Source organism: Janthinobacterium glycogeni, assembly GCF_051380725.1.
Classification (GTDB): domain Bacteria; phylum Pseudomonadota; class Gammaproteobacteria; order Burkholderiales; family Burkholderiaceae_D; genus Janthinobacterium.
The window spans coordinates 94,123-107,448 of record NZ_JBNYXP010000011.1 but is presented as its reverse complement, the minus strand read 5'-3'; the positions used below and the strand labels follow the sequence as shown (position 1 = coordinate 107,448).

The window sequence follows — 13,326 nt, the reverse complement described above, 5'->3', positions numbered from 1 at the left end:
ACGCTGGGAGTCGCGTACGCTGGCGCTTGCCAGAAAGGCAGCTTTGTTGCCGTACGGCTAAATATCCAACGAGTATATTTTCAAACACCAAGTTGCCACAAGGGAAAATTGCCTTTTGCTCTATTCAATTTTTAAATATTGGTAAAAATCCGCCGCCACGGCGGTTTGCCGCCCCATCTTGGTGCGCCCATAGCAAAAAACCCGGCAACGCAGTACGCGTTGCCGGGTTTTTCAAACGATGCCCGAGGGCCGAAGACTATCTACTTGCGTCCACCCCGTGCCGGCGCGGCATGGCCGCCCTTGGCTGGCGGCTTGCTGCCACGGCCCATCGGCACGGCGGCCGGCTTGGCCTTCGTCTTGATGGTCGACAGAATCGATGGACGCACTTTCGACTCGGCGGCCGACGCTTTGGGCGCCGCTGCCGTGCCGCCCAGGGCGATGCGGTTTTTGCCCGGCGTGACCTTGAACTTGTCCGGCGTGCCGGCGCCATGCGTCTGGCGGCTGCGTTCGCCAGCGGCCAGGCCGCCCGATTCCGACGAGGTCCAGGCCGGTATCAAGTGCTTGTCGCCATTGCCGATCAAGTCGCCACGGCCCATATTGACCAGCGCCTCGCGCAAAATCGGCCAGTTGGCCGGGTCCTGGTAGCGCAGGAAAGCCTTGTGCGTGCGGCGGATCTTGCCGCTGCGCGCCGTTTCCACCACTTCCGAGTCGGCTGTCACCTTGCGCAGCGGATTCTTGCGCGTGTGGTACATCGTCGTGGCCATGGCCATCGGCGTGGGCATGAAGGTCTGCACCTGGTCCAATTTAAAATTGTTTTTCTTCAGCCACAGGGCCAGGTTCAGCATGTCCAGGTCCGTCGTGCCCGGATGGGCGGCGATGAAATAGGGAATCAAATACTGCTTCTTGCCTGCTTCCAGCGAGAAACGGTCGAACATTTCCTTGAACTCATCGTACGCGCCGATGCCGGGCTTCATCATCTTCGACAAGGTGCCCTCTTCCGTGTGCTCGGGCGCGATTTTCAGCAAGCCGCCCACGTGGTGCGTGACCAGTTCCTTCACGTACTCGGGTGAACGCACGGCCAGGTCGTAGCGCAAGCCCGAACTGATCAGCACTTTCTTGATGCCAGGAATGGCGCGCGCCTTGCGGTACAGCGAGATCAGCTTGCTGTGGTCCGTGCCCAGGTTCACGCAGATGGACGGGTACACGCATGACAAGCGGCGGCACGACACTTCGATCTCTTTTTCCTTGCAGGCCAGGCGGTACATATTCGCCGTCGGGCCGCCCATATCAGAAATGGTGCCCGTAAAGCCTTTGGTTTTATCGCGGATATGCTCAATTTCACGCAGGATCGACGGTTCCGAACGGCTCTGGATGATGCGGCCTTCATGTTCCGTAATCGAGCAGAAGGTGCAGCCGCCGAAGCAGCCGCGCATGATGTTGACGGAGAAGCGGATCATTTCCCACGCCGGGATATGCGCCTTGCCATAGCTCGGGTGCGGGGCGCGCGCGTAGTTCATGTCGTACACGCCGTCCATCTCGTCCATGGCCAGCGGCAGCGGCGGCGGATTGAGCCACACGTCGCGCTCGCCGTGCGCCTGCACCATGGCGCGCGCATTGCCGGGATTCGATTCCAGGTGGAACACGCGCGAGGCGTGCGCATACATGACGGGATCATCCTTGACGACATCGTAGGCGGGCAGGCGCACCACCGTCTTGTCGTGCTTTTCCTTGGCCATGGCCAGGCGTTCTTCGCGGCTCATGATGCGGATCGGCTTGATGACTTCGGCCGATTTCGAGGCATTTTCCGTGGCGCAGGCGGTCTTGTCTTCCTGCACCATCTCGTACGGGCTGTAGTGCGGGTCGATCTTGCCGGGCACGTCGACGCGGGTGGAATTGTGCACGCCCCAGTCGTCGCCGGGCAGCCAGCCGGACGGCACCATGAAGGCCGTGCCGCGCAAGTCGCGGATATCCTTGATGTGTTCGCCGGCGGCCAGGCGGTGCGTCAGGTCGACCAGCGCCCGCTCGGCATTGCCGAAGATCAACAAATCAGCCTTGGAATCGGGCAAGACGGAGCGGCGGACCTTGTCCGACCAGTAATCGTAATGGGCGATGCGGCGCAAGGATGCCTCGATGCTGCCGATGACGATGGGCACGTCGGAATACGCTTCGCGCGCGCGCTGGGCGTACACGGTGACGGCGCGGTCCGGGCGTTTGTTCGGTTCCGCGTTGGCCGTGTAGGCGTCGTCGGAGCGGATCTTGCGGTCGGCCGTGTACTGGTTGACCATGGAATCCATGTTGCCGGCGGTAATGCCGTAGTACAGGCGCGGCTTGCCGAGGATGCGGAAGGCGTCGGCCGACAGCCAGTCCGGCTGGCTGATGATGCCGACGCGATAACCTTGCGCTTCGAGCAGGCGGCCGACCAGGGCCATGCCGAAGCTCGGATGGTCGATGTAGGCGTCGCCCGTGACGAGGATGACGTCGCACTGGTCCCAGCCCAGCGCGTCCATCTCGGCACGCGACATCGGCAGGAAAGGCGCCACGGCAGCGCGGGCAGACCGCTTGGGAACGGTCGCAAATAAATTGGTAGGGGAGCTCATAGGGTACGGATTGTACCGGAATTGGCCATTTCCAACCTGACGGCCTGCTTTTTACTGTTGGATTTCAGTACAAAAAACGTTTATTTTTCAATCACTTGGGAAATTTCCATCGAGAAATTGTGACTGAGGAGCAGTTTTTATCATGGCATCAACATCGTCTCGGCGCCTCTCAAAACCGTAGCGAGCAAGCTCAATGCCGGGTTGAGTAGCGGAGCCGTACGAAGGTACGGTGAGCAACGGATGCCCGGCAGTGGGCTGCGCAGTAGGTTTTCAGAGGTGCATCAGATACCCATGTTGGCGAGAATTTCACCCAATTCGCGTAAAGCCGGCTCCAGTTTCGGATGCTTGACGGCAAACTTGGCCGACAATTCCTGGCTGCGCTCGGCCAGTCCATAGGTGGTCGACTCTTCTTCCTGTTCCTGCGCGGCGCGCTTTTCCATCAGCAACTTGATGTCGACATCGAGTTTTTGCAGCAAACCATGCAGTTCTTCATCGACGGGGCCGCTGGTTTCCAGTGTCGAATGCAGTTGTTGCAGCGATTCCTTGAGTTTGCTATCCATGTTTTTTCCTGTCAGTCAGTAAATTGCGTGTCCAGATACAGCTGTTCCACCTTGCTCCTGGCCCACGGGGTCTTGCGCAAAAACTTCAGGCTCGACTTGATGCTGGGATCGCTGATGAAGCAATTGATATCGATGTGCTTGGCCAGACCGTCCCAACCATAGTGGGCTTGCAGGCGCGTCACGATACCTTCCAGGGTAATGCCATTCAAATCTTGCTGACTCATATACTCTTTCGACTGCCTTCTTATTTACATCTTACTCAATTCTACGCCGCCGGCACGGAAAGCTTGCGTGCGCCATGTCAACGCAACGCAAGCTTCTGATGAGGACGTCTTACTTCGCGTTCAAGCCCCGGCGTTCCAGCAATGGTTCCACGGTGGCATCGCGGCCGCGGAAGTCGCGGAACAGTTGCAGCGCATCGACGCTGCCGCCGCGCGACAGCAATTTGCTGCGGAACCAGTCGCCATTCTTGCGCGTCAGGCCGCCGTTTTCCTTGAACCAGTTGACCGACTCCGCGTCCAGCTTTTCCGACCACAGGTAGGCGTAATAGGCTGCCGAATAGCCGCCCGAGAAGCTGTGCGAGAAGTAAGCCGTGCGGTAGCGCGGCGGCACGGGCGCGTAGTCGACGCCCGCATCCTTCAGGGATGCCGCTTCAAAGGCCAGCACGTCCGTCGGGATCTGGCTCGGCGCCAGCTGGTGCCAGCGCTGGTCCAGCAGGGCCGCCGACAGGTATTCCGTCGTCATGAAACCCTGGTTGAATTTCTTTGCCGCCGTCACCTTGTCGAGCAATTCCTGCGGCATGGCCGCGCCGCTCTGGTAGTGCTTGGCATAGTTTTGCAGCACTTCCGGCCAGACGGCCCACATTTCATTGACTTGCGATGGATACTCGACGAAGTCGCTCGGCACGCTGGTGCCGGCAAAGCGCGGGTATTTCACGTTCGAAAACATGCCGTGCAGCGCATGGCCGAATTCGTGGAACATGGTCGTCACCTCATCGAAGGTCAGCAAGGTCGGCTGGCCGGCGGGCGGCTTCGGAATGTTCAGCTGGTTGGCGACAACGGGATGCGTGCCCATCAGCATTGACTGCGACACGTATTCATTCATCCATGCGCCGCCATGCTTGTTGCCACGCGCATAGAAGTCGGCGATGAACAGGGCCAGCGGCTTGCCGTTGGCGTCGAGCACGTCGTAGACGCGCACGTCCGGGTTGTACACCGGCAAGTCTTTGCGTTCTTTGAAGCTGATGCCATACAGTTTATTGGCGGCAAAGAAGACGCCGTTGTTCAGCACGCTGTTCAATTCCAGGTACGGTTTCAGCTCGTTTTCATCGAAATTGAAACGCTGCTTGCGCAGCTTGTCCGTGTAGATGGCCCAGTCGGCTGCTGCCACCTGGAAACCGCCTTTTTCCGCGTCGACCACTTGCTGCAGGTCGGCCGCTTCGCGGCGCGCGTTGGCGACGGCCGGTTTCGCCAGCTCCGACAGCAGGGTATTGACGGCCGTCGTGGTCTTGGCCGTCTGGTCTTCCAGCGAGTATGCGGCGTAGTTGGCGTAACCGAGCAAGGTCGCCCGTTCGGCGCGCAGTTTGGCCAGTTTCAGCACGATGGCGCGGTTGTCGAACTCGCCGCCCTGGCTGCCGCGGTTCAGCGACGCATCCATCAGGCGCTGGCGTGTCTTGCGGTCCGTCAATACGGCCAGCGGCGGCTGGCCGCTGGTGTTGACCAGGGCGATGACGAACTTGCCCGTCAAACCCCGTTCCTTGGCGGCCGCGGCAGCCGTGTCGATATCGCTGTCCGTCATGCCCGCCAGCTCGGCGCGCGTGTCGACGACGATGCTCTTGGCATTCGTTTCCTTCAGCACGTTTTGCGCGAAGGCCGTTTCCAGGCCCGCCTGCTCGGCGTTATAGGCTTTCAGTTTTTCCTTGTCCGCATCGGACAGCTTGGCGCCGGCGCGCACGAAATCCGTGTGGTAACGTTCCAGCAAGCGCAAGGATTCGGCGTCGAGGCCCAGCTTGTCGCGCTTGGCGTACAGGGTGTCGATGCGGGTAAACAATTTCGGGTTCAGGGTGATCGCATCGCCATGCGCGGCCAGTTTCGGCGACACGTCCACTTCCACCGCTTCGAGCACGCTGTTCGTGTTGGTCGACGTCATATTGCTGAAGATGCTTTGCACGCGGTGCAGCAGCTGCCCCGTGCGCTCGAGGGCCACGATGGTGTTCTCGAACGTGGCCGGCTGGCGGTTGTTGGCAATCGCATTGACTTCGGCCAGCTGGCGTTTCATGCCTTCGGCAAACGCCGGCGCGTAGTGTTCATCCTTGATCAGGCCGAACTGCGGCATCTGGAACGGCAGCGGACTGGCTTTGAGCAAGGGGTTCTGGGCGCTGACGGCGGCGGCAGGTGCGGATTTGGCGGTGGCGGCAGCCATGGCGGAAGGAGCGGCGTGGGCCAGCATGACGCTGGCGGCGATGACGAGCAGTTGTGGACGGATCATGACATCTTTCAGGAAGCGCGGGAAGAACCGCGATCGCGTCGCGGGCCAGTGGCAGATCATAGCAGCCTGTCACACAGGCGTCATCCAACATGGGCAATCCTGTGGTGCATCCCGCCAAATGCGCGGTTTACCACGGCGAACAATCAAAATCGCCAAATAAAAATGGCCGCCCATTGCCGGGCGGCCATTGATATTCAGCACAGACGAGGCTAGTGCTGGGGAGGAATTACTTGCCGTTCAAGCCACGGCGTTCCAGCAGCGGCTCGATCTTCGCATCGCGGCCGCGGAAGTTGCGGTAGATGTCGAGCGCATCGGCGCTGCCGCCGCGCGACAGCAGTTTATTGCGGAACCAGTCACCGTTCTTGCGCGTCAGGCCGCCGTTTTCCTTGAACCATTCGACCGTGTCGGCATCGAGCTTTTCCGACCACAGATACGCGTAGTAGCCGGCCGAATAGCCGCCCGCGAACGCGTGCGAGAAATACGTGGTGCGGTAGCGCGGCGGCGCCGGCGCGAAATCGACGCCCGCGTCGCTCAAGGCGGTTTTTTCAAACGCCAGCACATCGGTGGGGATCTGTGCCGGGGTCAGCTGGTGCCAGCGCTGGTCCAGCAGGGCCGATGCCAGGTATTCCGTGGTCTTGTAGCCCTGGTTGAAGTTGTCGGCCGCCGTCACCTTGGCCAGCAGCTCGGCCGGAATGGCCGCGCCCGTCTGGTAGTGCTTGGCGTAGTTTTGCAGCACCTCCGGCCACAGCGCCCACATTTCATTGACTTGCGACGGGTATTCGACGAAGTCGCGCGGCACGCTGGTGCCGGCGAAGCGCGGGTATTTCACGTTCGAGAACATGCCGTGCAGCGCATGGCCGAATTCGTGGAACATGGTGTTGACTTCGTCAAACGTCATCAGGGTCGGCTGGCCCGCTTCCGGCTTCGGAATGTTGAGGTTATTCGCGATCACCGGCTTGCGGTTCAGCAAGGTCGACTGGCCCACGTAGGCATTCGCCCAGGCGCCGCCGCGCTTGTTGCTGCGCGCGTAAGGGTCCAGGGTAAAGATGGCCAGCTGCGTGCCGTCTTCATTGAAGACGTCGTACACCAGCATGTCGGTGTTGTAGACGGGCAAGTCGGTGCGCTGCTTGAAAGTGAGGCCGTACAACTTGCCAGCGGCAAAGAACACGCCCTTGGTCAGCACGCTGTGCATTTCAAAGTACGGTTTCAACTGATTTTCATCAAAGTTGTAGCGTTCGGCGCGCACCTTGTCGCTATAGTAGGCCCAGTCGGCGGCGCCCACCTTGAAGCCGCCTTTGCCCGCATCGATGACCTTCTGGATATCGTCCGCTTCACGGCGCGCATTGACGACGGCCGGCTTGGCCAGCTCGCCCAGCAGGGCGTTCACGGCGGTCGTGTCGTGCGCCGTCTGGTCTTCCAGCGAGTAGGCCGCGTAGTTCGGGTAGCCCATCAGCGCGGCCCGTTCGGCGCGCAGTTTCGCCAGTGCCAGCACTTCCTCGGTGTTGTCGAACTCGCCGCCGCGGCTGCCGCGCGCTTGCGACGCGGCCATGATGCGTTCGCGCACGGCGCGGTTGGTCAGCAGCGACAACGGCGCCTGGCCCGTCGTGTTGACGAGGGCGATCACGTATTTGCCATCGAGGCCGCGCTTCTTGGCCAGGCCGGCGGCCACTTCGATGGCGGCCGGCGACAGGCCGTCCAGCTCTTCGCGCGTATCGACGACGACAGCCGATGCGTTCAATTCCTTCAGCACATTCTGCGCGAACTTGGTCGACAGGGCGGCCAGCTGGCCGTTATAGGCGCGCAGCTTTTCCTTGTCCGCCGCCGACAGCTTGGCGCCGGCGCGTACAAAATCGGTGTGATAGCGTTCCAGCAGGCGTTTCGATTCCGCATCGAGGCCAAGCTTGTCGCGCTTGGCGTACAGGGTGTCGATGCGCTTGAACAATTTGTCGTTAAGCATGATCGCGTCGCTGTGGGCCGCCATCTTCGGCGCCAGCTCGCGTTCCAGGCCCTGGATCGTCTCATTCGTGTTAGAGCCGGACATCACGGAAAACACGGTGCGCACGCGGCTCAGCAGCTGGCCCGAGCGTTCCATGGCCACGATGGTGTTATCGAAGGTCGCTGGCTTCTTGTTGTTCGCAATCGCGTTGATTTCCGCCAGGTTGGCGGCCATGCCGGCCGTAAAGGCGGGCGCGTAGTCGGCATCCTGCACCTTGTCGAAGGGCGGATAGTTGAATGGCAAGCTGCTCGCTTGCGCAAACGGGTTTGAAGCGGGCAAGGCGGCGGCCGCAGTAGCGGCAGTGGTGGGCGCGGTGTTGGCGGCAAAAGCGGCGGCGGCTGGTGCCAGCATCAGGCTGGCGGCGATGACGAGCATTGTAGGACGGGTCATGTCTTCTTTCAAGAAACGCAAGAGAGCCGCGATTGTGTCGCGGGCCAGCCTGAAATAATAACAGCCTGACACACTTGCGTCACCAGCAACTACCGATGGTAGCCCGCCCGCCAGTGATGAACGGTTTTCACGCGCTCCGCGTCACGATGCCGATTTAGTAATGCGGCGGACGCTCGTTGACCAGCCCGCCATTTGCCTGCTGCGCCCCGTCGCGCACGTGTTCGCCCAGCTTGTGCAGCATCGCTTCCAATTGATCGATGCGCTTGCCCTGCTGGTACACCATCTGGTTCAGCGACTCGACCAGGTCTTCCTGCTGCGCCAGCTTGATTTCGATATCGACGAAACGTGTTTCCATCTGTTCTGCATTGTCCATGGTGCTCTCGGTGACTCCTGACTGAAAGCGGCATTCTACCGCCGCAGCGGCGTGAGCCAGGACAAACTCCCGCCATTCGCCGCCGGACGGGCTTCGATTTCTGCTTATTCTTCCTGTATGGGTTCAAGCCGCTTGACGAATGAGAACAAACGATTACAATGACTGCATCCACGCCACCCGAACCAACCCTGATCGATACGCGCAAGACGGTCGAATACCGGCGCTGGGAAGATTCCCTGCACGACGTGGCGGCCGCCGCCATTGACGCGCGCATCAAGCATCTGCAGCACGGAAAAAAGGGCGACTGGCGGGCAGTGGGCGAAGGCGTGTGCGAGCTGCGCTTTTTGCAGACGGGGCCCGGCTGGCGCGTGTATTTTCACGAAACAAATCGGGGCACCCTGATCTTGCTGCTGCTGGGTGGCAATAAATCCAGCCAGCAACGCGACATCAAGCAGGCGCAAGCGATACTCAAGGACTTGAAAGCCCGGCAGGCGGCCCTGAAGAAAGCGGCGGCGGCATCCACAGGAGCACGAAAGAAATGAACCAAGACATCCATAGCGACACCTTCGACCTCGACGACCTGGAAGCCTTAGGCCTGAGCAAATTTGACCCGACGCAACACCTGACCAGCAAGGCCGCCGTGGCCGCCTACATGAGCGAAATCGTCGCCACGGGCAACGCCGAACTGTTCCAGTCGGCCATGAACGACGTGGTGCGTGCCTATGGCATGGGCAAGGTGGCGGCCCGGGCCGACATCACGCGCGAAGGCGCCTATAAAGCCTTGCGCGAAGGCAGCAAACCGCGCTTTGAAACCATTTTGAAGATGCTCGATGCGCTGGGCATGCAACTGGCCATCGTGCCGAAAACCACGCCGGACGGCGCCGTGGAAGCCTGAGCGCCGCTTACACTTTCGGCGTGGCCAGCAAGGCCTTCATGCGCGCCAGACGTTCTTTCGGCGAAATGATTTCCGACTCGGTCGGCACGGCGTCGCCCACGTCAAGTTGCATTTCCTTGATGAAACGCGACGGGTCGCAATGGACTTGCTCACCGGCCCGCTTGCGCTTCTTGCACCAGGTGACGTGCAAGGTGCGCTGGGCGCGCGTAATGCCCACATACATCAGGCGGCGCTCTTCCTGGATGCGCGCGGCGATGGTTTCGGCCGGCGCGTCGGGGTCGCCCTTGTGCGGCAAGATGCCCTCTTCCACGCCCACCAGGAACACGTGCGGAAACTCCAGCCCTTTCGACGCGTGCAGGGTCGACATGCGCACGGCGTCCTGCTCCTCGTCCTTGCCCTCCAACATCGTCATCAGGGCCACCATCTGCGTCAGTTCCAGCACGTTCTTTTCTTCGCCATCGCGGTCCTTGCCGCCCCGGCCCCGTTCCTTGAGCCAGTTGACGAATTCCAGCACGTTCTGCCACTTGCTTTGCGCCTGCCGTTCCTCGAAGGCATCGTACAGATACGATTCGTAGTGAATCTCCTTCATCATGTCATCGAGCACTTCGGCCGCGTTGTCGCCGCTGCCGGCCGCGCCCGGACGGCTGGCGCGCGATTCGAGGTCGTTGATGAAGTTGCAGAAATCGCGCAGCGGCCCCAGCTGGCGGTCCGTCAGCTTGGCCTCGATGCCGCCCTTGAACACAGCCTGGAACAGCGAGCACTGCCACTGCCCCGAGAATGCGCCCAGCACTTCCAGGGTCGACTGCCCCACGCCACGGCGCGGCGTCGTCACGGCGCGGATGAAGGCCGGATCGTCGTCTTCGTTGGCCAGCAAACGCAGGTAGCTGATGATGTCCTTGATCTCAGCCTTGTCGAAGAAACTCTGGCCGCCCGAGATCGTGTACGGGATGCGCTCCTTGCGCAGACACTGTTCGATGATGCGCGCCTGGTGATTACCCCGGTACAAAATCGCGTAATCGGAAAATTTGTTCTTGCGTTCAAAATGGTCGGCCGAGATCATGATGGCGACCTGCTCCGCTTCCTGCTCGTCCGTCTGCATGCCCAGCACCTTGATCGGTTCGCCCAGGCCGTGCTCGGACCACAGCGACTTTTCAAACAGTTTGGGGTTGTTGCCGATGACGGCATTGGCCGCATTGAGCACGCGCATGGTGGAACGGTAGTTTTGCTCGAGCTTGATCACGCGCAAGTCGGGGAAATCCGTCTCCAGGGTTTTCAGGTTTTCCACGGTGGCGCCGCGCCACGCATAGATCGCCTGATCGTCGTCGCCCACGGCCGTAAACATCGGCTTCTTGCCGATGCCCGTCACCATCAATTTGACCAGTTCGTACTGGCAGGTGTTCGTATCCTGGTATTCATCGACGAGCAGGTAGCGCAAACGGCGCTGCCACTTGTCGCGCACGGGACCGTTGTTGCGGAACAATTCCACGGGCAGGCGGATCAAGTCGTCGAAATCGACGGCCTGGTAGGCCGAGAGCGTCGCCACATAGCTGCGGTAGATGCGCGCCGCGTTGGCTTCATCTTCATCCTTGGCTTGCGCCAGCGCCATGTCAGGATCGATCAGGCCGTTTTTCCACAGCGACATGGCGTTCTGGATGCCGCGAATCACCTGTTTATCGGTGGTAATGGCGAGGTCTTGCACGAGAGAAAAGCAGTCGTCGCTGTCCATGATGGAAAAGCGGTCTTTCAATCCCACGCCATTGGCTTCCTGGCGCAGGATTTTCACGCCCAGCGAGTGAAAGGTTGACACCGTCAACTGCTTGGCCTGGCGCGGCTGTTTCAAGAGCTTGGCGATGCGTTCCTGCATTTCCAGCGCCGCCTTGTTGGTGAAGGTCAGCGCGGCGATGGTGCGCGGGTCATAGCCCCGGTCTTCGATCAGGTGGGCGATCTTTTGCGTGATCACGCGCGTCTTGCCCGAACCGGCGCCCGCCAGCACGAGGCAGGGGCCGTCGAGGTAGGTAACCGCTTCGCTTTGGGGCGCATTCAGACCGAACTGTGGTGCTTTGGACATCAGGGTATTTCCGCAGGGAACAGCAGCCCATTGTAACAGCGTCGCGCAGCCTATTTGCATGGCGGACCATGCCTGAAAAACAGGCAATGGCATTGATATATCGCCATATGCCGCCATCTTGGCCGATGGAATGCGTGCGGCGATGCCACGCCTGGAGTACCATTCCGCCTATATCGCCCGTGCGCGCCCACTTACCGAATGGCAGTCCCATGAAATTTGAACACCTGATTGAAATCAACGATCCTTTGAATCCGCTGATCGACACCCTGACCCTGGAACAAGTGTGGCGCGGTCTGGTCTTGCGCGCCGAGTCGCCGAAGCTGTTCGTGCCGCACCTCGATGAGTGCCAGATCAGCGAGCGCAGCGACGCCGGTTTCGCGCGCAGCCTGCGCTATGGCGAACTGATCATCAACGACAGGGTGGTGCTGGTGCCGCAACTGCAGGTGCGTTACGAAGTGCCGGCGCAACAGGATATCAGCGCCTCCTCGCTGGTGATGACCATCGAAATGCCCGACGAAGCGAGCATGTGGGTGCGCTTCCAGTACGACGACGGCCACGACGCGGCCACCGATGCGGCCAACGCCCTGTACGACGACTTCCGCCGCTCGGCCTACAAGGAATCCGACATCGACACCGTGCGCATCATGCGCGAGCTGGCGCTCGAAGGACGGCTCGATGCGGGTCTGCTGAACTAAATCAAACTCGCGCGCTGCGGCCCCACAGCTGGTCGGGCCGGAACTGCAAGCCCGCCTGCTCCGCGCTGAGCACTTCGCGGATGGCGTGCAAGTCCACGCGCGTATCGCGCCGCAGCGGCACGTCCAGGCGCGCACCGCGGGGGCCGATCAGCGACTGCACGTGGGGCGTGGTGGCATTCAAGCCCTTGCGCGTGACGACGCCGATTTCTCCATTGAGCAGTTTGACGAAGGTGCCGACCGGGTAGATGCCCAGCTCGCGCACCAGCAGCGACGCCAGCGGCGCATCCAGGGTGGCCTTGTCGGCCATCAGCATTTCGCGCAGGGCCACGTTCGGCAGCAAGGGCTGGCGGTAGCTGCGCTTCGAGACGCGCGCGCAATAGCGGTCGGCCAGCATGATCAGGCGGGCGCCGATGCCGATCGCCTCGCCTTGCGTGCCCAGCGGATACCCGCTGCCATCGATATTTTCATGGTGCTGCAGCACGGCTTGCAGCCAGACGGCGTCCGTGACGCCCGTCGCGCGCAGCAAGTCGACACCGGCTTGCGGGTGGGCGCGCAAATAGGCCCGTTCCTGCGCGTCCAGCGGGCCCGCCTTCTGCTGGAAATCCGCATGGCGTTCCAGCATCCCCACATTCATGCTCAGCGCGGCCAGCACCACGCTGCGCACGACCTCATCATCGAGTTTCAGCGCCCGCGCCAGCAAGGCCGTGATGACGGCCGTGTCGACGCTGTGGCGTACGGCAAAGTCGCCCGCGCCCTGGTTGTGCAGGATGCAGGCCAGCGCCACGTCGGCGTCCAGCACAACGGCCTCTTCCACCAGTTGCGCCAGCGGCGCCAGCGACAGGTGGCTGCCCGTCTGCCCGGCGGCAATGACCGGCAAGACAAGGGCCAGCCCCGCCGTGACGAGGTTCAGCATGCGCAGGGCCGACGGCGCTTCGGTGGCCGTGCGCGGCACGTCGGCACTCGTGTCGGCGATGACGCCGCGCGCCAGCAATAAGGCGATCTGGTTCTCGCTGCTGATGACATGGCCCAGCCTGGCCAGCAAGCCGCCCGTCTCGCCGTGCACGTCCCAGGGCAAGGCCACGCCCAGGGCGAGTTCTCCCGCGTAAATGCGCCGAATTTTCACATCGTCTCCATCATCGCCTGCACCCGCTTGTTTTTACCATCCTGGCATCAGCGGCATGTGCCAATTGAAATGTTTTTTGCTTTTAATCAATATTTCAATGTGGCAGCGATGATCGCGCAATCATGTGCGCTTGTCTACAAAA

At 61.2% G+C, this 13,326-nt stretch carries 11 protein-coding genes; 3 read left to right on the top strand and 8 right to left on the bottom strand.

What is annotated here, in order from left to right:
- Positions 1-260 precede the first annotated feature (260 nt).
- The 6 genes from ACQ4W4_RS22375 to ACQ4W4_RS22350 form a co-directional block, all read right to left on the bottom strand.
- On the bottom strand, positions 261-2,522 hold the full coding sequence (locus tag ACQ4W4_RS22375; protein ID WP_240453679.1) for a YgiQ family radical SAM protein: 2,262 nt from the start codon (positions 2,520-2,522) through the stop codon (positions 261-263).
- A gap of 356 nt (positions 2,523-2,878) precedes the next feature.
- Positions 2,879-3,157, bottom strand: a complete 279-nt coding sequence (locus ACQ4W4_RS22370; RefSeq protein ID WP_034753883.1) for a DUF4404 family protein — start codon at positions 3,155-3,157, stop codon at positions 2,879-2,881.
- A gap of 11 nt (positions 3,158-3,168) precedes the next feature.
- Complete coding sequence (locus ACQ4W4_RS22365; RefSeq protein WP_034780902.1) at positions 3,169-3,381, bottom strand: VF530 family protein; 213 nt, start codon at positions 3,379-3,381, stop codon at positions 3,169-3,171.
- 109 nt (positions 3,382-3,490) lie between these two features.
- On the bottom strand, positions 3,491-5,644 hold the full coding sequence (locus tag ACQ4W4_RS22360; RefSeq protein WP_436543824.1) for a M3 family metallopeptidase: 2,154 nt from the start codon (positions 5,642-5,644) through the stop codon (positions 3,491-3,493).
- Between the two features lie 226 nt (positions 5,645-5,870).
- Positions 5,871-8,030 (bottom strand): M3 family metallopeptidase, encoded by a 2,160-nt coding sequence (locus ACQ4W4_RS22355; protein WP_436543823.1) that lies wholly within the window; start codon positions 8,028-8,030, stop codon positions 5,871-5,873.
- Positions 8,031-8,184: 154 nt separating this feature from the next.
- The gene (locus ACQ4W4_RS22350; RefSeq protein WP_070290273.1) at positions 8,185-8,403 is read right to left on the bottom strand and encodes a SlyX family protein; all 219 of its coding nucleotides are present in this window, start codon (positions 8,401-8,403) and stop codon (positions 8,185-8,187) included.
- 158 nt (positions 8,404-8,561) lie between these two features.
- Here ACQ4W4_RS22350 and ACQ4W4_RS22345 point away from each other — a divergent pair, with 158 nt between their 5' ends.
- Together ACQ4W4_RS22345 and ACQ4W4_RS22340 are read left to right on the top strand one after the other, a co-directional pair.
- Positions 8,562-8,945 carry a type II toxin-antitoxin system RelE/ParE family toxin gene (locus ACQ4W4_RS22345; protein ID WP_436543822.1) on the top strand — a complete coding sequence of 128 codons (384 nt, stop codon included), beginning with the start codon at positions 8,562-8,564 and terminating at the stop codon, positions 8,943-8,945.
- A complete protein-coding gene (locus ACQ4W4_RS22340; protein WP_131688131.1) occupies positions 8,942-9,298 on the top strand; it encodes an addiction module antidote protein in 357 nt (118 codons plus the stop codon). The genes ACQ4W4_RS22345 and ACQ4W4_RS22340 overlap by 4 nt, the downstream gene beginning before the upstream one ends.
- A gap of 7 nt (positions 9,299-9,305) precedes the next feature.
- Here the strand turns inward: ACQ4W4_RS22340 and ACQ4W4_RS22335 are convergent, their stop codons facing one another.
- On the bottom strand, positions 9,306-11,366 hold the full coding sequence (locus ACQ4W4_RS22335; protein ID WP_101483210.1) for a UvrD-helicase domain-containing protein: 2,061 nt from the start codon (positions 11,364-11,366) through the stop codon (positions 9,306-9,308).
- Positions 11,367-11,575: 209 nt separating this feature from the next.
- Between ACQ4W4_RS22335 and ACQ4W4_RS22330 the strand changes: the two genes are divergently transcribed.
- A complete protein-coding gene (locus tag ACQ4W4_RS22330; protein ID WP_436543821.1) occupies positions 11,576-12,061 on the top strand; it encodes an SRPBCC family protein in 486 nt (161 codons plus the stop codon).
- Between the two features lies 1 nt (position 12,062).
- Here the strand turns inward: ACQ4W4_RS22330 and ACQ4W4_RS22325 are convergent, their stop codons facing one another.
- Positions 12,063-13,184 carry an HD-GYP domain-containing protein gene (locus ACQ4W4_RS22325; RefSeq protein WP_436543820.1) on the bottom strand — a complete coding sequence of 374 codons (1,122 nt, stop codon included), beginning with the start codon at positions 13,182-13,184 and terminating at the stop codon, positions 12,063-12,065.
- Positions 13,185-13,326: the final 142 nt, after the last annotated feature.